This is a genomic window from Enterococcus sp. AZ095b, from assembly GCF_051714725.1.
Classification (GTDB): Bacteria; Bacillota; Bacilli; order Lactobacillales; family Enterococcaceae; genus Enterococcus_B; species Enterococcus_B pernyi.
The window spans coordinates 2609101-2632024 of record NZ_JBIOSL010000001.1 but is presented as its reverse complement, the minus strand read 5'-3'; the positions used below and the strand labels follow the sequence as shown (position 1 = coordinate 2632024).

The following is a 22924-nucleotide window of genomic DNA, read 5'->3' as shown; positions in this document are numbered from 1 at the left end:
TATGAAACCACAGACGTTACGATTGAAAAATTTTGGCCCATTTATTGATGAAACGATTGATTTCTCAAAATTGACCCAAGCGGCCTTGTTTTTGATTACAGGAAAAACAGGGGCTGGCAAAACAACGATTTTTGATGGCATGACTTATGCGCTTTTTGGAGAAACATCTGGAAGGTTGCGGTCTGGCAAAGAGATGCGGTCATTATTTGCGACACCAGAAGACGAAACGAGTGTCTTTTTTTCGTTTGAACATCAACAGTTGCGTTATGAAGTCGAACGTAAGCCTGAACAATTGTTAGCTAAACGCAAGGGTGAGGGCATGAGAAAACAGGCGGCAAAAGTCAGTTTAACGATCTTTGATGAAAAAGGAAAAGAAATTCGACAATTAACAAAACGTAGTGAAGTCGATCAAGAAATCAAAGAACTATTGAATTTAGATGCGAAACAATTTTCACAGATCGTCTTACTGCCGCAAGGAGAATTTCGGAATTTCTTGATTTCCTCTAGTAGTGAAAAAGAAACAGTTTTACGTAACTTATTCGGCACACAATTCTTTCAACGATTCACCGAACAATTGAAAGAAAAAGCCAAGAACAAGCAAAAAGAACTGGATCATTTAGAGCAAGAATTAGTCTTATTGCAAAGGCAATTTAGTTCCTATGAGGAGAAGCAACCGGCTGGTCTACAATCTTTTGAGACAGTGATCAATGAGTGGAAAGAGTATCAAGATCAAGTTTCAACAAGGCTCGCCTCAGAGCAAGAAGTATTAGAGCAACTGAAAGAAGAACAAAAAATCAGCGAGACGGATTACTACCACGGGAAAAATCAAAAATCTGCTTATGAAGAAAAGCAACAATTATTAGCAGAACAACAAGTGCTCAATGAGCAACAACAAGTGATCGAGGAGCACCAAAGATGGATTTCCCATTATGAAGTTGCTCAGCAATTGCGCACACCGCTTGAACGTAGCCAAGAATATCAAGAATCACTTACCACACAGGAAAGTGAGAAACAGCAACTAATTATTGCGTGCAATAAGGTGACAAGTGATTTACAGAAATGGCAAGAACAGGCGGACGTACGAGAAAATCTCGAACAAAAAATAGCAAAAATGAGTCAAACGCTCCAAGAAAAGCAACGATTGATCCCAGTGGCCGATACTTTCAGAGAAAAACAATCGGAACTTTCCGTAATGGAAAAAAAAGTCAGTGAGTTACAGCAAGAAATCCAACAACTGGCAGATCAGCAATTGATCCTTCAAGAAAGACAACAAACGAGTCAAACCGTTTTAGCAACCCAAGGGGAACTACAAGAAAAACAGTTGGTTTATGAACGTTTACGTTTAGAAGGGGAACGTTACTGTGAACAACAGCAACACCTTGATCACCTTGACAAAGAACTAGTAAAAAATCATCAGTACTTTGAACAAACAACAGAGCAATTGGTAGAAAAACAACGATTACTTGAACAACAAACACACGAGTTCAATCAATGTAAAAGCGACTGGGCAAAGCAACAAATTACTTATTTACAAACCCTATTGATACCTGGTGAACCTTGCCCAGTATGTGGTGCAACGGAGCATCCATTGACACCGGATAATCGTGAATCAGTGCAGGAAAACTTAGCTGTGCTTGAAGAAAAAATGGTCCAAGCAGAACAATCGATCGAAAAAACGCATCAAGAAATTGGTCGAAAAGAAGCAGAAATCGAAGAAATCAACCAACAGCTTGCTCGTTTAAGCCAGCAACAAGTGGAAATGAGTCAACAGTTGGATCAACAAGCAATTTATTTGAACACAGAGTTAAAAGCCACCTTCCAAATAGATGTCCAAGAAGATATTGTTCAAGGGTTGGCGGAAATAGAGAAAACCCTCAATGCTCGTTTAAAGGAAATCAAAAAAGCAGAAGAAGCACAAGTAAGGGTCATGGAAGAACTAGCCAGCAACAAAGAACAAAGTGAACAGATCAAAGCTCAACAAATGCTCCATAATGAAAAAATCCAACGACTCCAAGGTGAGATGGCAGGATTGAGTCAACAATTAGGAGCAGAAGACCTTGATACTTTAGTAAAAGAAGCTGATCAATTAGCCGAACAGTCGAGCAAGAGCAAGCAAGAATTGGAAGAGCAAATGGCCCAAGGTGAGAAACTCCAGCAAGAATCAGCTGTTTTGACGACTAAAATCGAAGCGTTGACTGAACAAATCGAAAAGACAATTGCTCAATATGAAAAAGAACAACGGAAAATCTCTAGTTTCTTAGAGCAACACACTGATTTTTCTTCGCAAGAAGCAATAGCAGCGTTGTTAAAAGAAACAGTCACATACGAAAATAGAAAAACAACGATCAAGGATTATCAAACGAAACAGTTGGTTCTTTCCACTCGCTTAGAACAATTGGCACATGTCACTTATGATGAAAAATCCCAAGATTTGACAGTGTTGAGTGAACGAATCGAAAAAATCAAACAACACATTGAAGAGCAACAACAATTGATCTATCACTTACAACAAGAGTATAAAACCAATCAGAAAGTGATCATGGAATTTACTACAAGTTATCAAAATAGTCAGGAACAACTAGATGAATTGATCCAGTTGCAACAATTATCACAGACAATGAATGGCGAAAATCCTAAAAAAACAAGTATTGAACGTTATGTCTTGCAAGTTTATTTACAAGAAGTCTTGCAAGTCGCTAATGAACATCTGATACGATTGACAAAAAGCCGCTATCAGTTTGAATTAGATGAAGAAGTTGGTAGCTACCGCGGAAAGACTGGCCTGGAGATCAACGTGTACGATGATGAAGCAGGAACGACCAGAGGATCGCATACTTTATCCGGAGGCGAAAGCTTTATTGCTGCATTATCATTAGCTTTAGCCTTGGCAGAAGTGATTCAAGCGCAAGCTGGTGGAATCACGATCGAAGCATTGTTTATTGACGAAGGGTTTGGTTCACTGGATGAAGAAGCCTTGGAAATGGCGATGGAAGCATTAGAAACAGTTGAAAGCGAAGGCAGGATGATCGGGATCATCAGCCATGTACGTGAGTTGAAAGAACGTGTCTTGCAACAAATACGAATTGATACAAAAGGTAGTGGACAGAGTGAAATACACTACCATTTTGGTTAAGAAGGGAGATTGATAACAATGAAATGGAGTATTCCGGAAAAAGTCATTGCAAGAGGGCGTCAATATTTGCAAGAAGACCGTGTGTTATCGGTTGTCCCAGATCAAGAAGATAATGTGTGGCATGCAGAGGTTTTAGGTAGCGAGCTGTATTTAGTTGATTTAGATGGTACAGCAAAAGAAATCGACTACTGTCAATGCCCATACTGGGAAGAACATCATTATTGCAAGCACACTGTTGCAGTAGAACTTTATTTACGATCGAAACAACTTTCTCGTATCATGCAGAAAGATCAAAAAATGATCGAACCAACGAAAAAGACCAGTGAAGGAGAACTATTGACAAAAGGATTTGCCCGATTAAAAGGGAAGACTTCTACTAAATCCTTGCAACCCTTAGTGATCGATTATCATGTCGAACAGATCGAAACCAATCAATACCATCCAGAACTTTCTATTTTGGCGGTTTATCTACGTGTGGGCTTTCTAGAAACACCTAAGAAGACATACATCGTAAAAAATATTTATGAATTTCTACAGGCGTATACAGAAGAAGAAAACTATACGGTCAATAAACAGTATCAATTCCGTTTAGAGCACCGAGTTTTCCAACAAGAAGATCAACAACTAATGGAGCTATTCGCAGGTATTGCACAGACACAAACATTATTAGGCGCAAACGGTGTCTTGGTAAAAGGGAAATTAGACAAGCGTTACTTACTTTTGCCAATCGATCAATCGAAATCTTTGTTAGAGCGTATGAATCAATCGACACGTTTGAAACTACAGATCAATGATCAAACTTATCATGGCATCCAGTTTTCAGATGATACGAAACCGCTAAGTTTTCAAGTCAAGAAGAGAGAAACACAGTATCAATTGACTGCCGTAAGTGACTTTGATTTGTTCTTGTCTCACTATCAGTGGGGGATCAGACAAGGTACTATCTATCATTTGACTAAACAGCAACAGACGATCTATTTGACTTGGAAACAACTGATGAAACGTTTTGAAGAGCCAGAAGTTGCCTTTCATAAGAAAGAATTGTCTTCTTTATTTAAAGAAATTTTACCGCTTTTAGATCAGATAGGAACCGTTGCTATTGATGATGAAGTGACAGCAGAAGTCGCAGATATTCCAGTAGAGTTTGTCTTTGTTTTTAAAAAAATGAAAGGGCAAATTCAAGCAAGGATCGATTTTGTATATGGAGATGTTGTGTTCTCCACAGATGAACGACATGAAACGCTTGCTGAGCAAACTACCGAAATATTGAGAGATACGGCGCAAGAACAGCGGGTCCTTGATTTGTTTCGTATGTACCGTTACCGGAAAAATAAAACGGGCTACGAACGTCCATTACCTGAAGGTGAAGCTTTGTATCAGTTTTTCCGGACAGAATTAGCTGTTTTTCGTCAATTTGGAGAAGTCCGTATAGGAAAAAAATTACGGGAATTATATCTAGATGCACAAAAACACCAACCACAGATCGAAGTAGAAGAAACAGGATCATGGCTAGATATCCGCTTTGATGTGACAGGAATCAACGAGCATGAAATCGACAATGTTTTGCAGAGTTTGTTAAGAAATGATTCATTTTATACCTTAGAAAGTGGACAGGTATTATCGTTTGATTCAGAAGAATTCCAACAAACAAGCAAAATCCTACAACAATTCAGAGATACGATCCGTTCAGACGATGGCGTTATCCAAGTGCCAAAAAATCAAGGATTGATGATCAAAGAACAATTTACAGGAAGTAATGCTAGTTTTGGCGATTCTTTCCAACAAATGACTCAAGACTTGATCGATCCTACGAATTACAAAGCCACTTTACCAAAGAATTTGCAAGCAGAGCTTAGAGACTATCAGAAGCAAGGCTTCCAATGGTTGAAAATGTTAGGTCATTATCAATTTGGTGGCATTTTAGCTGATGAAATGGGTCTAGGGAAAACGTTGCAGACTATTGCTTTTCTGCTTTCGGAGAAAGAAGAAAAAGGTGCGTTGGACGCCTTGATCGTAGCACCGGCGAGTTTGATCTATAACTGGCAAGCCGAAGTGAAAAAGTTTGCACCCTCATTGAGTGTCCAAGTGATCAATGGCAATAAGAAAGAGCGAGAAACTTTGTTAGCTGAAAAAGTAGATATTCGTGTTACTTCTTATGCGAGCTTACGTCAGGATCTTTCTGAATATCAATCATCGACGATTAATTATTTAGTCTTAGATGAAGCGCAAATGGTGAAAAATAGCAGCACAAAGACTGCTCAAGCTTTACGAGAGTTGCATATTCCACAGCGCTTTGCTTTAAGTGGGACACCAATCGAAAATAGCCTTGAAGAACTATGGTCACTATTTGCTACGATCATGCCGGGATTCTTTCCGAATCGGACACGTTTTAGAGAATTGACGACAGATGAAATCGCGCAAATGATCCGACCTTTTGTTTTAAGACGAGATAAGCAAACAGTTCTCAAAGATTTACCAGAAAAAACTGAAATGAATCTTTATTCTGCGTTGACGGAAGAACAAAAAACAGTGTACCTTGCTTATTTAAGACAAATGCGTGAAGAAGTATCAGCTATGGATTCAGAGTCGTTCAAAAAGAATCGGATCGGCATCTTGGCAGGACTGACACGTTTACGTCAAATTTGTTGTGATCCTCGCTTGTTTGTAGAAGACTACCAAGGTGGATCAGGTAAGTTAGAACAAGTAAAAGATTTATTACTAGCTGCAAAAGAAAATAACCGTCGTGTCTTGTTGTTCTCCCAATTTACGGGTATGCTGACGATCCTTCAAGAGGAATTAGCTGAATTAGGGCTAAGTACCTTTTATTTACGAGGAAGTACAAAGGCACAAGATCGTTTAACCATGGTCGATGCTTTCAACGCGGGTGAAAAAGATGTCTTTCTTATTTCACTTAAAGCAGGAGGGACTGGGTTAAATCTAACTGGCGCAGATACAGTCATCCTTTATGATTTATGGTGGAACCCAGCGATCGAAGAACAAGCTGCTGGAAGAGCCCATCGTATTGGACAAAAAAATGTTGTTGAAGTATGGCGAATGATTGCTGAAGGAACAATCGAAGAACGAATGGATTCCTTACAGCAAGAAAAACGAGAATTGTTCCAAAAAGTAATCCAAGGAAACGAAGAACAATTGACGAAACTAACAGAAGACGATATTCGTTTGATTCTAAGTATTGGTGAAAATGACGAATAAAGCGTAAAGATCATTTATTGAGTAATTACTCTCTTATACAGGAAACAGTAAATAAGCCAAGGAAGATAGCCACGCAAATCTGCGCAGTGATCTTCCTTGGTTTTTCTTGTTTATTTATTCGCAAATGCTTATTTGATCAGACAAGCTGAGCTTCTCCTACAGCAGTTTTTATAGCGGATAGCAGTTGATCGAACTCGTTGATCTCTACATCACACACTGGACGCTCGTTGATGGAACGTTTGCGGTGATTGAACCATAACGTCTGCCAATTGGCACTCTTAGCACCTAACACATCGTTTTCGTAATTATCGCCAACGTATAGTGTTTCATTAGGTGACATATTGAAAGTTTTCTCGGCTAATTGGAAGATTTCCTTTTCTGGTTTTTGAAAGCCAGTTGCTTGAGAAACTAGCATACAATCAGCAGGAATCCAATTTGTTAATTGAAGTTGATTTAATTTTTTTGTTTGATGATCAGTTGGTCCATTGGTGATGATCCCTAATGGAATATTTTTTTCTTTAAGAAAATCAAGTGTTTTTTTTACTTCAGGATGAAGAGAGATATTTGCTAGTTCCTCTTCGTAGACTTCTTGGAAAACTAAGCATTTTTCATCAGAGATAGGTGAATAACCTAGATCGATCAAGGACTGACTAATGCGGTGTGCACGCATATAATCGAGTGTCCATTCTCCAGCCATGACTTTTGGGAAATTCTCATCGCTGTGATGGCGGAAACGGATATATAATCCATGCATATCTTCTTCTGCTACTTGAGGTACCACGCTTTGAACTGAATTCTTAAATGGTTGTTGCTGATCATACATTGTATCGTCAACATCAAATACAACTGATTTAATCAAATTATTACACGCCTTTCAATATTCTATCTTTTCACAAATCCTCGCTTATTGTATCAAAAAAAAGGTGATAAAAACGTTGAGATTTAAAGGTTTTTATTACTATATTTCTTATTAGTTGACAGAATAAGGTTTGTGTATTTTAGTTTTTTTAACTAAAAATAATTAATTTTATTATAAAGAAATCAACAAATCTATTTTCCACTTTGTCAAATGGATTATAATAGTAAAAATAAATAAAACAAAAGATAACTTGTTTTTTTAATACAGAAAAAATAAAATTAGCAAAATATAAAATAACGTTAACTAGCAAGCTGGCTAGTAGGTTTTAACTTTTCCGTTGAACGCATCTGCTACTTCAATTTTATAGTGGCGTTAAAATCAACATTTTTTTAGTTTTTTTTATTTTCTGAGTTTTAAATTTTTTTTGTTATTAAATAAATAAAAAACATTACATGTGAAAAAAACGCTATCATTTTTAAAGTTTTCAAAAAGACTAGTACAGATTTTTGTGCTGTGTTATGTGTTTTTTGTATTGTAAAAGTATTTGAAAACTCTAATTTTTTTACTCAAAATTAAGTAGAAACCTTGGTTTAACTGTATATCTGTCTTAGATAACTTTCATTTTTTTAAAAAATAATTTAAAAAAAAGCTAGCTATTTAAATGTTGATTAGGTATAATAGAAACAGATGGAAGATATTCAGGATCTTCTGTTACAAAAATGTGGCTATAATCACAAAAAGGAGTGATGCACGTTGTTAACACTATATACTTCCCCAAGTTGTACTTCCTGCAGAAAGGCTCGTGCGTGGTTGCAAGAGCATCAGATTCCATTTGTAGAGCGAAATATTTTTTCAGAACCTCTTAATAGCTCTGAATTAAAAGCAATTTTACAAATGACGGAAGACGGAACAGAAGAAATTATTTCTACCCGTTCAAAAGTTTTCCAAAAATTAAACATGGATCTTGATGAGTTACCATTACAAGAACTTTTAGAGCTCGTACAAAACAATCCTGGTTTGTTACGTAGACCAATTATGATCGATAACAAACGTCTACAAGTCGGCTTTAATGAAGATGAAATTCGTCGTTTCTTACCACGAGATGTTCGTCAATTAGAATTACGTCAAGCCCAGCTAATGGCTGGTTTATAGAAAACACAGAATGAAACTTAGGAGGATGTGATGTCTTTCTAAGTTTTTTTTTATTAAAAATAAATTGTGTTTTTTTAGGACTTAATGATTTTTTCTTTACATTTATTCTTATTTCGCTACAATTAATCTATATGGATAGTTGGGATAAAGTGAGGTGTAGCATATGGAAATGGAACATATCAATGAGAATACGATTCGTGTAATGATTGGTCATGATGACCTAGAAGAACGTGGGGTCTCATTTTTAGATTTATTAGGTAACCACAGAGAAATTGAAAACTTTTTTTATAGTATCTTAGAAGAAGTGGATATTGAAGAGGAGTTCCAAAGTAGCGAAGCTGTCACTTTCCAAGTTTTGCCAAAAGGGGATGGCCTAGAGCTGTTTATCAGTAAGAATATGCCAGACGAAGAGATCGGTCAAAACAATGAATCGACGTTGAATAGCGCAGATGTTAGTGAGTTTCTTCAAGGTCAAATGCTTGCAAATGAAGAGGAAAGCGACTTAACAGAATCAACTACTGCAAGTGAACAACGAGCAATCTTTGTATTCAATGACTTTGAGCAAGTGATCCAGCTTGCCAATGATGTTCAGTTAGAATCAGCTTGGACAGATCTATACCAATTAGAAGAACGTTATTATTTAGTTGTTCACTTTTGGATGGAAAATCTAAATCAAACCGATGTTGAAAATCAATATGCACGTATTTTAGAATTCGCTGAGAAAAGTACACGAACAGCTGAAGCATTGAATGAATATGGGCAGCAATTGATGGAACGTAATGCTCTGGAACGAGTAAAATTTTATTTTGAATAAAGCATAGGATAGGCTAACACAGCGATAGTTGACATTGCTAGGTATGCTTTGTCGAGGGTCTCAACATTTGTTGAGACCTTTTTTCGTTGGCGTATTTATCTAATGAAAGGAAGTGAGTCGATGTTACTCGCCAAAGACAAAGAAGGGTCTATTTTTTTAGCAACTGATGCAACAAAAGAGTGCGACTACTATTGTCCAAACTGTGGGAATCAAGTGTTTTTAAAAAGAGGAATGAAGAGAATCGCCCATTTTTTCCATCATGATACTTCGGACTGCCAAGTATTTAGTGAGGCGGAATCTGAAGAGCATCTTAATCTAAAAAGACAATGTTTCCGATGGTTGAAAAAAAGCTATCCAAGAGTAGAAATGGAAGGATATCTATCACAACTGATGCAACGTCCGGATATCTTGGTTGGTCATCATGCGTTTGAGATCCAATGTTCTCCATTGTCTTATGAGCGAATGATCGAAAGGACGATCAATTACAAAGCAAATGGGTATGTTGTTTGGTGGCTATTAGGAATGAAATTTTTCAAAAGGAACGATTGCTTAAGATTAGAAAAAAAGTTTTGCTACTACGACGATTTACGACAGCTCCACTTTTGGCAAATCGACTGGTCTACGCAAAGGGTTTACTTATATAGTCAGATCTTCACAGACTTATCGGGGAAAATCAGGTTTGAACAATCTTCTTGGTCCTTTTTTGAGAAAGAGCTATTAACAGTATTAGAAGTCGAAAGTGGCTCATTGCGAAAAATACCAAGTTCTTCTTCCGTGAAAACAAAAGACTGGATAGCAAAACAAATCATTCGAAAAAATAAAAAAGTATTAGGAGTACAAGAACAGTGCTATCTAAGAAAGAAGCATGTGCTTTATCTTGAATCGTGGTTCTATGAAGGAAGTGATTTCTTTTGCTTTTTTTCTGAACAAGTATTCTTTTATCGGTTGCTGTTTTCACAGATGAAATGCAAAGAGAATGATAAGAAAACAAGTTCTTTCGATAAATGGTATCAGGAAATCAAGGAATATAAAAATGAGTGGTTATTTCCTTTGATTGATGAACAAAAAATTTATCGATTGTTTTATGAAGAGTGTAAACGTTTAGTACAAAAATAATAATCAGAGAAGAATTCCATATACAAAACATGAAAGAGTTATGATAAACTCAAAAGAGTAAGTAAAAAGTAACTATTATTTTTTATTCAGAAAAGCATAGTTGCAAAGATGAACAAAAGGAGTGGAACAGATGAGCGAAACAACGAAGTTACCAAATAGAGAAGATTTGCCTGAAAAATTGACATGGGACCTAACACCAATCTTTTCAAGCGATCAAGAATTTGATAAAAAGTACGAAGAATTGACTGAAGAATTAAAAAATTCTGAGCATTATAAAGGAACATTAGGTAATGGAGCAACAGCATTTTTGGAGGCGCTTGAATTTGTCTTAACAATGTATCGTAAAGTTGAGCTTATTTATGTCTATTCCCATTTAAAAAATGACCAAGATACGACAAATACGACATATCAAGCATTGTATGCTCGTGCTGGAAGTTTACTTTCAAAAGTGAGTGAAGCAATTGCTTGGTATGAGCCAGAAGTATTGCAACTTTCTGATGAGCAAATTTGGCAATATTTTGAAGAAGAACCAAAATTAGAAGTTTATCGTCATTATGTCAAACAAATGGTTGATAACCGCGCACACATCTTGTCAGCAGATCAGGAAGCATTACTTGCTGGAGCCGGAGAAATCTTTGGTGCTTCAAGTGGTACATTTGCAGTATTGAATAATGCTGATTTAGAGTTCCCAACAATCACTGGCGAGAATGGTGAAAAGATCCAATTATCGCATGGTGTATATGGTCAATTATTAGAAAGTACCAATCGTGAAGTACGTGAAGCGGCGTTCAAAGGACTATACAGCGTATATGCACAATTTAGAAACACTTTTGCTTCCACACTTGGGACGCATATCAAAGGGCACAACTTCAAAGCCAAAGCACGTCGATACGCTTCTGCCAGAGAAGCTGCACTAAGCAATAACCATATTCCTGAAAGTGTGTATGATACTTTAGTTACTGTTGTGAACAAACATTTGCCGTTATTGCATCGATATATGGAACTACGGAAACGACTATTAAACGTAGATACATTGCATATGTATGATCTGTATACGCCAGTATTAGGTGAAGCACCAATCAAATTTACGTATGAAGAAGCAGTAGAAAAAGCCATTGAATCACTTGCGCCAATGGGAGAAGAATATCTGGCTGTCGTAAAAGAAGCATTTTCAAACCGTTGGATCGATGTAGTCGAGAATAAAGGGAAACGCAGTGGCGCTTATTCTTCTGGTAGTTATGATACCAACCCTTACATTCTGATGAACTGGCATGATACGTTGGATCAACTGTTCACCTTGGTCCATGAAATGGGACATAGTGTCCACAGCTATTTCACACGTTCGAACCAACCTTTCGTCTATGGTGATTATTCAATCTTTTTAGCCGAGATCGCGTCAACAACAAATGAAAATATTTTGACCGAACATTTATTAGCGACCGAAGAAGATCCTCGGGTTCGTGCCTATGTCTTGAATCATTATTTAGATGGTTTTAAAGGAACAATTTTCCGTCAAACACAATTTGCAGAGTTTGAACACTTCATGCATCAAGAAGATGCAAAAGGAACACCTTTGACGAGTGAGTACCTAAGTGAAAGCTATGGCGAATTAAATGCTAAGTATTATGGTCCAGCTGTTGAAAAAGATCCAGAAATCAAAGATGAATGGGCGCGTATCCCACATTTCTACTATAATTATTATGTCTATCAATACTCAACAGGATTTTCTGCTGCATCTGCTTTAGCGAAGAAAATCTGGGAGAAAGAACCAGGCGCATTAGATGCTTACCTAACGTATCTAAAAGCAGGAAACAGCGATTATCCAGTAGAAGTAATGAAGAAAGCTGGTGTGGACATGACCCAAGCAGCTTATATTGAAGATGCAATGGCCGTGTTTGAACAACGATTAAATGAATTAGAAGCATTAGTGGAAGAATTATAGAAATCATGTGTTGAGTGATCTATTGATTGGATCTTTCTAGGTCCGTTCTGATCCTGCCAAAAACCGGAAAAGTGTGTGAGTTTCTCGCTCAACACTTTTCCGGTTTTTACTGTTAAAAATAACATGAGAATTTAAAAATTAAGGTTTGGATTTTCGGTTTATAGTATACTGACAGGGATAGTAAAGTTGATGCGGTGGCTAGCCTTTAGAAAAGAGGTGATGCCTATGTTGATCTGTGGCTTTCTCCTAGAAAGGAATAAGCATGTCTGTGTTTGAGGCATTGATGTTTGCATTGTCGTTTGCAACATTGGTCTTGATCGTCAGCGACAAAGACAACAAAAAATAACCGCTCCTTAAACTTTGGCGAGTTTAACGGTTATTTTTTGTAAATATCTAGACTAGCCATTGCTTTAAACGATGCTGTCTAAAGCGGAGTTGTTGACGCAATTCCGCTTTTCAACGCTATGATACCATAGTGAGTACATAAAAGCGAGTTCATTTTCTTTTGTTCTGATAGAGAAATAAAAGAGATAAAAATAGCAATACAATAAATAACAAAAAAATCTAAAAATTCAGGTTTAAATTTTCGGTTTATAGTATACTGACAGGGATAGTAAAGTTGATGCGGTGGCTAACCTTAAGAAAAGAGGTGATGCCTATGTTGATCTGTGGCTTTCTCCTAGAAAGGAATAAGCATGTCTGTGTTTGAGGCATTGATGTTTGCATTGTCGTTTGCAACATTGGTCTTGATCGTCAGCGACAAAGACAACAAAAAATAACCGCTCCTTAAACTTTGGCGAGTTTAACGGTTATTTTCTGTAACTAACCAAGCTAGCCACCAGTAAAACGGTGCTATCTGAAGAGAGGGTTGTTGATACAACGCTCTCTTTTCAGAGTTATGATACCATAACGAGTATATAAAAGCGAGTTCATTTTCTTCCGGCTTATTGGAAAAAGACTGGCTATAATTGTTTTTATTTGACTTGGAGTTGACTCAAGGGGATATACTAGAAGCAATTAATCTAAGGAGTGGAAGCTATGAAAGCAACAGTATTTTTAGAGCCAGGGAAAATGGCTATCAAAGAAATGCCTAAGCCAGAATTGAATCAAGAGAACGAAGCAATCATTCGTGTGGTACGTGCAAGTGTATGTGGTTCTGATTTATGGTGGTATCGTGGTATCTCTAAAAAAGAAGCAGGATCTGCTGCGGGACATGAAGCGATTGGTATCGTAGAAGAAGTAGCAGAAGATGTTACAAACGTTGAACCGGGTGATTTTGTTATTGTGCCTTTTACCCATGGTTGTGGGGAATGTGAGGCCTGTTTAGCTGGGTTTGATGGTGATTGTTTATCAGATACTTCAGGTTCAACAGGGTATCAGGCAGAGTATATTCGCTATCGCAATGCGAATTGGGGGTTAGTAAAAATCCCTGGTAAACCAGAAGATTATTCCGATGATATGTTAAATTCTTTTGTTACGTTGGCAGATGTTATGGCAACGGGCTATCATGCAGCAGTGAGTGCTGAGGTGAAAGAAGGAGATACAGTTGTTGTGATCGGAGATGGAGCTGTAGGGTTATGTGGAGTCATTGGAGCAAAATTGTTAGGCGCATCAAAAATCATTGCGATGAGTCGACATGAAGACCGTCAACAGCTAGCTTTGACATTTGGAGCAACGGATATCATTGCGGCTCGTGGAGAAGAAGCAATCGCTGAGGTCATGAAATTAACAGGTGCCGGCGCAGATGCAGTGTTAGAATGTGTAGGGACACAACAAGCAGTTGAAACGGCTGTAAAAGTAGGCCGACCAGGTGCGGTTGTTGGACGTGTTGGCGTCCCTCACGTAGATGAGTTGGATACGAACGCTTTGTTTTATCGTAATATCGGTTTACGTGGAGGGATTGCGGCTGTGACGACTCACGACCGAGCTGCACTATTAGAAGCAGTCTTATCAAATAAAATCGAACCAGGTAAAGTCTTTACGCAACAATTCGAGTTAGATCAAGTTCAAGCTGCTTATGAGGCAATGGATGAACGAAAAGCAATCAAATCACTGTTGGTCATCACATAGTTCTTGAGTTTGAATAGATCAGAGGTCAAGAAGCAATGCTACCATCTAATTACTCAATATAGTATCTTTCATTAACCTTGAAACCGTTTGTCAAACGGTTTCAATCATGATAAAATAAATGTAATTAGAGAAAAGGAGCGATGTGCCATGTGGTTGTTTTATTTGGATCAAGTATTTTTAAACAATTAATTGAATCGTTTAAAAATAACTTGTAAATGACAATTCACGGGAACTTTGCTTTTTTTCTATGCTTTTTTAGTATGGACAAAATTCTTGAAGAAGCAGTCTTTCACAGGCTGCTTCTTTTTTGTGTTTCCGTTAGAAGGATGTTCATTTGCACAAAAGGAGTGCAAACAATGGAAGCATTAGCAATGCTATTAAAAGAGATTGAGATTACGTATAACGGAAAAGAAGTATTAACAATCAATGAGCAAGCGATTTATGAGAATGCGCGGATCGGTATCGTCGGAGATAATGGTAGCGGGAAATCGACGTTACTTAAATTATTAGCTGGAGAAATCCTACCAGAAAAAGGAAGAGTAGATCGAAGGATTGATTTTAAATATTTTGCACAGATCGATACCGTTGGTCAGCATCTAGTCGAAGAAATCGATTTTGAGTTACTCAGCCGTTTCCGAGTTCCCAATCAAATGGCTCACTTTAGTGGTGGTGAAGAAACGAAATATCGTTTGGCACAAGTATTATCTACGTACACGACAGGTTTGTTGTTAGATGAACCAACCACTCATTTAGATCAACGAAGCGTGCAAATGTTGATTGAAGAACTTCGGTATTATTATGGAACCTTAGTTTTTGTTAGCCATGATCGCTTATTTCTCAATGAATTAGCTGACAAAATATGGGAAGTATCGGGACATACGATCAAAGAATATACAGGGAATTATGATGATTATGTAAAGCAAAAAGAACAAGAAGTAATTGCTCAAGAAAGAGCGCATGATGACTATTTGAGAGAACGTAAAAAATTAGAAAATAGCATGATCAAAAAAGAGCAACAAGCCAAAAAAATGGCACAATCTTCCAATCAAAAAAGCAGAAGTAATAAAAACAGTCGGAAACCTGATCGTTTGTCAGGAACAAAACAAAAAGAAAGTGGTCAAAAAGAGATAATGAAAGCGGCGAAGTCAATGGAGAAACGTTTAGAAAAATTAACGGAAGTCGCAAGAGTACAAAAAAAGCATCCGATTGATTTCCCGCAGTCAGAAACAACTGTTTTACACAATAAGTTCCCAGTCGTAGGTGAATCAGTGACGATCCATTATGATGAAAAAATCCTGCTTGATGAAGTTAACTTTGCCTTCGCACTAGGGAAAAATATCGCGATTATTGGATCGAATGGCAGTGGGAAATCTAGTTTATTACGACACATCTTACAGCAAAAAAATGGAGTGAAGCTTAGTCCCAAAGTTACTTTTGCTGTCTATGAGCAAAGGGATTATCACTATGTTGAGGATCTGACCGTCCTACAGTATTTGATGCGTCAGACCGAATATCCAGAAAGTTTGATCCGAAGTATGCTACACCATTTAAGCTTTTCACCGGAGGCTATCCAACAATCAGTTTGTTCGTTAAGTGGAGGAGAAGCTACACGGCTGTCACTAGCAACCTTGTTTGCTAAGCCTTCCAACGTATTGATTCTAGATGAACCGACTAATTTTATTGATCTGCGGACAATGAATGCGCTAGAGTATTTTTTGAAACAATATCATGGAACTGTTTTGTTTACCTCGCATGACCCTTATTTTGTTCAACAAGTGGCAGATCAAGTCTATGAAATAAAGGATCGAAAACTGATTCGACGAGATTGAATCAGCGTAAAACGAGCTTGCTATTGTTGCTAAGTGAGAGTTAAAGGGAGTGCCAAAATAGGCAACTGAATAAGCAGTGAAATCCGGAAATCGTTTTTCCTATTTTGGGATTTCGCTGTTTCTTTTTGCAAGATTTTTTTCTGGTGACTTACTTTTTTTATTTTAATTTTAATACACGGCTGCGTCGTTGACTCTGTTCGGTCCATCAAAATGGAAAAAGCACGAGTCAAATTGGGCTGAAGTGTGATAGCGTTTCCAGTAAAAAGTCATTATAGTTGAAATGGGGGGACGGGAATGATCAATTACCGCTTGAGTTATCTGTTTGAGGAAACGAACAGACAAAAATTGATAAGACTGACGAACTTGGAGGAAGAGACTCTAAAAATAGAATTAACAAAAATCAATCATTTTTGTGAAAAAAAGCTAGGGCAAAAAATAAATATCTCTGGAGAGGAGATACTGGTTCCAGAGGCGATTCGACGACGATGGTCTGAAGTCCTCTTCGAAGTGTCAAAACAGGAACTATATTTTTCTGAAGAGGAAAGACAAGCCATGATTTATCTTCTTGCTTTTTCGATGGTTGATGACTTATCTGTTTATTATTTTCAAGAATTATTCAATGTAAGTAAGAATACAGTTTTAAAAGATGTCAGAAATTTAAGAATAAAACTCCAAGAGGAAGACATTCGACTGATTTATTCGAGAAAAAAAGGCTTCTACATAGATGGCGCTGAACTTGATGTTCGCCGCGTAGCTTATTCAACTGTGGGAGTACTAACAGACACCAAGAACGGCCACTGGTTACTTTTTGAAGGGATCTATGGCATTTCTAGAACGAATTATGTTGTGGTGAGAGACCGCCTGCTTCGTATTTTAGAGGAATTTGATTTAATCATCGTTCCTAGTCGTTTTGAGGAAATGTTGTATTTTATTAGTTTTTTATTGTCACGGATCACAAAAAAAGCAGTTTTTCTAACTGAAAAAGACAAAGAGATGCTGACCTCTTTGAATGTCTATCAAGCAAGCAAAAAATTTTTAACAGATTTTGGTCAAATCAAAAATCAAGTAGAAGAAGAATGCTATTTGACTGTGCTGTTAAAAACTGTTTTACAAGGCGATATCGAGGATCACTCTGTAGAATTTTTATTGGAATGTGCAAGAGAGGTCATCCATGAGATGGAACGTTTATCCGCTGTCCGGTTTGTTGACTATCGGAAATTATTGATGAATTTCTTTTATCATCTTGTTCCCGCTTATTTTCGTATCCGCTATCGATTCACATTGAATAATGTGTTGATCGATGAAATCAAAACCCAATATCGAGAATTATTTGAATTGACTCGTTTAGCGCTTTATCCACTCAAACAATTAGTTGGCGAGATTCCGGATACAGAAATTGGTTATTTTACGATTTTATTTGGTGGAGAGATCAGAAAACAAAAGGAGCGACATCATTACCAACGATTAAAGGCGATGATCGTCTGCCCGAGTGGCATCAGCTCTGGCTTGATCATGGAATCGGAATTACAAGAGCTATTTCCACAAATCGAATTTTTGCCAGCACGATCAACAGAAGAATATCAGATGCTTCGTTTTTCGGAAGACATTGATATGGTGTTTTCCAGTGTCCCACTAAAAACACCGGTGACCAGTTATGTTGTGAAACCCATCATGACTCCTTTAGAAAAAAATGAATTAGTTAAAAAGGTCCAACAAGCATTTTATGTTTCAGAAAGAGGTGTGCATTCGATCGAAGAAATTTTGGAAGTGATTTTTCCATATATTGATTTGAAAGAGGGAATGACAAAGAGGAAACTGCGACAGATCGTCGAGAGAAAAATAAACAAAGAATTGAACAGAAGGGAAGATCAACGGCCGATGTTATCAGAATTATTAACAAAAGAAACCATACAATTTACGGACAAACAACTGACATGGCAAGAAGCCATCACCGAGGCAGCTCAGCCTTTGTTAACGACCAATAAAATCGAAGAAAAGTATGTGGGGGCGATGATCGAAAAGGTCATGGAACATGGGCCCTTTATCCATATCGGAAAAGGAATTGCTTTGCCTCATGCACGACCAGAAGATGGAGTGAAAGAAATTGGGATGTCATTACTGAAGGTAACTGATCCAGTCTTATTGAGCGACGATGAAAAGCATCCCATCCAATTATTTATCTGTTTAGCAGCAGTGGACAACGAGATGCACTTGAAAGCTTTAGCTAGCTTGACGAAAATTTTGTCGAATAAAGAACGTTTAGCGTCATTACTCGAAGCGAAAGATGTAGAAGAAATCATCCATGTAATCAAAGAAGGGGAAGATGAAAAATGAAATTTGCAGCAGTATGTGGTTCAGGATTAGGATCCAGTTTTATGGTGGAGATGAATATCAATTCAGTATTAAATGATCTAGGGGTAAGTGGAGTGGAAGTTGCTCATTACGATCTAGGAAGTGCAGCACCAGAATTAGCAGATGTCTTTTTTATCGGTAGAGATTTAGCAGATAGCGCACAACATTTAGGTGAAATCGTCGTGTTGGAGAGTATCATCGATCTAGATGAATTGAAAGAAAAAGTAGCGGAGACATGTAGACAAAAAGGATTACTATAAAAAATTTTTTTGGGGGAGGAAAAATAAATGAATAGTATTTTAGATCTATTGATCGATATTGCGAGTACACCAGCAATCTTAGTGGCATTGATTGCTGTATTGGGGAATATGTTGCAGAAAAAAGATGTGGCAACGACTGTTAAAGGCGGAATCAAGACCTTTGTAGGATTTCTGGTTGTGACAGCTGGTGCAGGGGTCATAGAAAGTTCGTTGGCGCCATTTGGAGAAATGTTTCAAGTCGCATTCAATATGCAAGGAGTTGTTCCTAATAACGAAGCGATAGTAGCGTTAGCTCTAACTACCTATGGAACATATACAGCACTTATTATGTTAGCGGGGATGGCATTCAATATTTTGATTGCGAGAATCACTCGGTACAAATACATTTATTTGACAGGGCATGCAACGTTATACATGGCATGTATGATTGCAGTCATTTTAAGTGTAACAGGAATGAGTACGTTTAGTCTGATTTTATTCGGTGGGTTAGCGCTAGGCATCTGTAATACGATTTTTCCAGCAATCGCACAACCGTTTACACGTCAAATCACAAAAAATGACTCTGTAGCTTTAGGTCATACAGGGAACTTTGGCTACGCATTGAGTGGCTTGATCGGTAAATATGTTGGAAATAAAGAAAAATCAACAGAAGACATCAATTTTCCTAAAGGGTTAGCTTTTTTACGTGACTCAACAGTAAGTATCACGATTACGATGGCAATCGTCTATGTGATCGTTGCGTTGTTTGCCGGAAGTGACTATATTACTACCACATTGAGCGATGGCACGAATTATATTATTTATGCGTTACAACAAGCGGGTTCATTTGCCGCAGGTGTTTTTGTGATCTTAGCCGGTGTACGTTTGATTTTAGCTGAAATCGTTCCTGCATTTAAAGGAATTTCTGAAAAATTAGTACCGAATTCGATTCCAGCGTTGGATTGTCCAATCGTGTTCCCTTATGCACCAAATGCCGTATTGATTGGCTTTTTAACAAGTTTTGTTGGTGGATTAGTTAGTTTAGTGATTATGGTCTTTACCGGGACAACAGTGATCATTCCTGGCGTAGTTCCTCATTTCTTCTGTGGCGCGACAGCCGGTGTTTATGGAAATGCCACTGGGGGCGTACGTGGCGCGGTCATCGGTTCCTTTATCCACGGGATCATCATTAGTTTCATGCCGATCTTGTTGATGCCAGTAATGGGCGATCTCGGGTTCCAAGGTTCGACTTTCTCAGATACAGATTATGGTGTTTCAGGAATCTTTTTAGGAAACTTAGCAAATATGGGCGGACAAATTGCAGTTATTTCTGGTGTGGTCGCTGTGCTTGCTGTTTTGATCGGTTTGACACTTTTAAAGAAAAGTAAAAAATCAGATACAGTCGCAGAGTAAGGGGGGATCATTTTGACCATCAAGGAAGAGCAGCTAAAAGAACTGGAATTATTAGCAACTAAAATACGATTAGATACATTAATCAGTATCAAACATATGGGGCAAGGGCATTTAGGTGGTTCATTTTCGATCGTTGAGTTGTTAGCCGTCTTATACGGTAAGCAGATGAAGGTCGATCCTAAAAATCCACAATGGGAAGAACGCGATCGGTTGGTCTTATCTAAAGGACACGCAGGAGCTGGGTTATACAGTGCTTTAGCAAATGTTGGTTATTTTGACAAAGAATGGTTACTGACGATCAATGAAGGTGGAACAAGACTGCCTTCTCATCCGGATCGCCAAAAAACACCTGGTGTTGATGCAACTACGGGTTCTTTAGGTCAAGGGACTTCAATAGCTGCGGGGATCGCTACAGGTTTTAAGCAGGCTAACAAAGACAACTATGTGTACTTGATCGTGGGAGATGGAGAGTTGAATGAAGGCCAGTGTTGGGAAGCATTCCAATATATCGCTCATTTTAAATTAAATCATTGTATCGTGATCATCGATGATAATAAAAAGCAATTAGATGGAGAAACAAAGGACATCCTTGACCCGTTCGATTTACAGAAAAAAATGGAAGCATTCGGTTTCTATACCTTAAAAGTAAAAGGTTCCGATATACAAGCGATTGATGCTGCAATCAACAAATGTAAAGAAGTGACTGATCAAGCAGTTTGTCTTGTACTTGATAGCGTGAAGGGACAAGGGGTTCCATATTTTGAAACTTTAGGCGCGAATCATTCCGTAAAATTCAATACGGAAAAAGTCAATCAAGCAGCAGATCAAGCAATCCGAACATTAGAAGAAAAAATCGAGAGGATGCGATAAGGGATGTTCCATTTAACTAAATCGACAGCGATCGAAAAAGAATTACGAACTTGTGTCGTGGAAACCATCAATGAATTGATGGAAAAAGACGAGAAAGTCATTGCGTTAGATGCTGATCTAGGATCTGCAAGTGGTTGGACAGCGATTGGAAAGGAACACCCTGACCGCTTTATCAATATGGGAATTGCCGAAGCCAATATGGTTGGCGTCGCAGCAGGATTAAGTTTGACGGGGTACACACCATTTATCCATACTTTTGGTCCATTTGCGACACGCCGGGTATTTGATCAACTGTTTATTTCAGGTGGCTACGGCGGGAATACCATCAATATTTATGGTTCAGATCCGGGATTTGCTGCAGGGCACAATGGGGGAACTCATACGACTTGGGAGGACGTGGCCTTAATGAAAGCCATCCCTCATTCCGTAGTATGTGATGCGGCAGATGACGTACAAATGGCATGGATCATCAAAGAATTTCATCAAATGTCAGGAATCCATTATGTACGAGGAAATCGTAAAGGCGTCACGCCTGTTTATGAGAAAGGTTCAACATTTGTATTAGGCAAAGGAAATGTTTTGCGTAAAGGGACGGATTATCTGCTGATTGCAACAGGGCAACTCGTTTCTGAAACATTGCAAGTAGCCGAACAATTGATGGAAGAAGGAATCAGCTGTGAAGTGATCGATATGTTTACCATCAAACCGATTGATCGAGAGTTGATCCTCAGTGAAGCAATTGGTAAGAAAAAAATCGTAACCATTGAGAATCACTCGATTACTGGCGGTTTAGGTAGTTCAGTCGCTGAAGTTCTTGCAGAAGAAGGGATTGGCGTTCCTCTGAAACGAATCGGTGTCAATGAACGTTTTGGTCAAGTTGGCACACCAGATTTCTTGCAACAAGAATTTGGGTTGGATGTTGCGGGGATCAAAAAGCAGATGATGGAATAAGTCAGCGTATTGACTACGATTATTTGATAGCGAAAAGGAGTAATGAGAGGGTAACCCTTTTTTACTCCTTTTTTGAGTGGGTGATCTATTAGTAGTACAATGGATTTTTATAGGATAAATATGTTGTCTTATGTTATAAATGTGAGGAGATGAAGAATGTTGATTAACGAATTAGGAGATGATATATGAATGTCTACAGCTTTTCTAATTAGAAAGAAACATGTACATATTTTTTATGATTTGTTATTTAAAGATAAAATGGATTTCTAGTTAGAGCAAAGAAATTTTTATTGATCGATTATGGAAACAAAAAGAGAAATCCGATCAATAAACACTAGATGGAGGAACAGAAATTGTCGAAATCAATAAAAAATATCCTTATAGTAGGAGTAGGTGTGGCTATGTATTTATTTACTGCATATGTCTATCGCCATGTGAGCGTGTTTGCAGAGCCTTTGGATCAAATTGTATCAATCGGATTCTACCATTGTTCAAGGGTTTGCTAATTTGATGATCTTCCTATTATTTACTCCTGCACTGAGAATCATTAGTCTTCTTATCTGCTTGGTTTTACTAGTTGTTGTCAATAAAAAAAGAAAGAAGGATCAGTCTGCTGTTTAAGGAAATTAGTCCGGCAGTGTGTATCATTTATAATTTAACAGAAATAATTAGAGAATTGTAGGTGTTTCAAGTAACCGATGATTCTCTTTTTTATACAGTTGAAAAACAATATATTTTTATGTTTAATAATAAAAATAAAAAACATGAAAAAATTCATAGTAAATTTACTTTTCATTGTGCGTGAAAAAGCAAGAAAGCCTATAAAATAAGTGCTTTTTATTATAATTAACGCACTTATTAAATAAAAAATAAATAGTGTTGTATTACCACTCAAAATAAATTTACTAAATAAAAACATGGCATACTGTGTTCAACAAATCGATTTGTATCAAACAAAAAAACAAAAAGGG

14 protein-coding genes are annotated in these 22924 nt (G+C 37.6%); 13 read left to right on the top strand and 1 reads right to left on the bottom strand.

The window, feature by feature from the left end; translation table 11 throughout:
• The first annotated feature begins 1 nt into the window (after nucleotide 1).
• Both IGJ99_RS12590 and IGJ99_RS12585 read left to right on the top strand, forming a co-directional pair.
• Complete coding sequence (locus IGJ99_RS12590; protein WP_178946525.1) at nucleotides 2-3133, top strand: AAA family ATPase; 3132 nt, start codon at nucleotides 2-4, stop codon at nucleotides 3131-3133.
• Nucleotides 3134-3151: 18 nt separating this feature from the next.
• Entirely contained in the window at nucleotides 3152-6346 is a 3195-nt protein-coding gene (locus IGJ99_RS12585; protein ID WP_178946524.1) for a DEAD/DEAH box helicase, read from the top strand.
• Nucleotides 6347-6482: 136 nt separating this feature from the next.
• Here the strand turns inward: IGJ99_RS12585 and IGJ99_RS12580 are convergent, their stop codons facing one another.
• Nucleotides 6483-7205 (bottom strand): HAD family hydrolase, encoded by a 723-nt coding sequence (locus IGJ99_RS12580; protein WP_010734240.1) that lies wholly within the window; start codon nucleotides 7203-7205, stop codon nucleotides 6483-6485.
• 753 nt (nucleotides 7206-7958) lie between these two features.
• Here IGJ99_RS12580 and spxA point away from each other — a divergent pair.
• The 11 genes from spxA to IGJ99_RS12525 all read left to right on the top strand — a co-directional run bounded on the left by spxA (nucleotide 7959) and on the right by IGJ99_RS12525 (nucleotide 21953).
• A complete protein-coding gene (spxA, locus tag IGJ99_RS12575; RefSeq protein WP_019723016.1) occupies nucleotides 7959-8357 on the top strand; it encodes a transcriptional regulator SpxA in 399 nt (132 codons plus the stop codon).
• A gap of 163 nt (nucleotides 8358-8520) precedes the next feature.
• Nucleotides 8521-9171, top strand: coding sequence for an adaptor protein MecA (locus IGJ99_RS12570; protein ID WP_010734242.1), 651 nt, complete (start codon nucleotides 8521-8523; stop codon nucleotides 9169-9171).
• A gap of 102 nt (nucleotides 9172-9273) precedes the next feature.
• Nucleotides 9274-10287 carry a competence protein CoiA gene (locus IGJ99_RS12565; protein ID WP_438770867.1) on the top strand — a complete coding sequence of 338 codons (1014 nt, stop codon included), beginning with the start codon at nucleotides 9274-9276 and terminating at the stop codon, nucleotides 10285-10287.
• A 130-nt stretch (nucleotides 10288-10417) separates the two neighbouring features.
• Nucleotides 10418-12229: an oligoendopeptidase F gene (pepF, locus tag IGJ99_RS12560; protein WP_010734244.1), complete on the top strand. Its 1812-nt coding sequence runs from the start codon at nucleotides 10418-10420 to the stop codon at nucleotides 12227-12229.
• Between the two features lie 1038 nt (nucleotides 12230-13267).
• Complete coding sequence (locus tag IGJ99_RS12555) at nucleotides 13268-14299, top strand: zinc-binding dehydrogenase (protein ID WP_023520418.1); 1032 nt, start codon at nucleotides 13268-13270, stop codon at nucleotides 14297-14299.
• Nucleotides 14300-14655: 356 nt separating this feature from the next.
• Nucleotides 14656-16128: a ribosomal protection-like ABC-F family protein gene (abc-f, locus tag IGJ99_RS12550; protein WP_438770866.1), complete on the top strand. Its 1473-nt coding sequence runs from the start codon at nucleotides 14656-14658 to the stop codon at nucleotides 16126-16128.
• A 294-nt stretch (nucleotides 16129-16422) separates the two neighbouring features.
• A complete protein-coding gene (locus IGJ99_RS12545; RefSeq protein WP_409173619.1) occupies nucleotides 16423-18462 on the top strand; it encodes a BglG family transcription antiterminator in 2040 nt (679 codons plus the stop codon).
• Nucleotides 18459-18740 carry a PTS sugar transporter subunit IIB gene (locus IGJ99_RS12540; RefSeq protein WP_010734248.1) on the top strand — a complete coding sequence of 94 codons (282 nt, stop codon included), beginning with the start codon at nucleotides 18459-18461 and terminating at the stop codon, nucleotides 18738-18740. Before IGJ99_RS12545 ends, IGJ99_RS12540 begins: the two co-directional genes overlap by 4 nt.
• A 27-nt stretch (nucleotides 18741-18767) precedes the next feature.
• On the top strand, nucleotides 18768-20132 hold the full coding sequence (locus IGJ99_RS12535; RefSeq protein WP_010734249.1) for a PTS ascorbate transporter subunit IIC: 1365 nt from the start codon (nucleotides 18768-18770) through the stop codon (nucleotides 20130-20132).
• 12 nt (nucleotides 20133-20144) lie between these two features.
• Nucleotides 20145-21002: a transketolase gene (locus tag IGJ99_RS12530; RefSeq protein WP_438770865.1), complete on the top strand. Its 858-nt coding sequence runs from the start codon at nucleotides 20145-20147 to the stop codon at nucleotides 21000-21002.
• A gap of 3 nt (nucleotides 21003-21005) precedes the next feature.
• A complete protein-coding gene (locus IGJ99_RS12525; protein ID WP_023520416.1) occupies nucleotides 21006-21953 on the top strand; it encodes a transketolase family protein in 948 nt (315 codons plus the stop codon).
• Nucleotides 21954-22924: the final 971 nt, after the last annotated feature.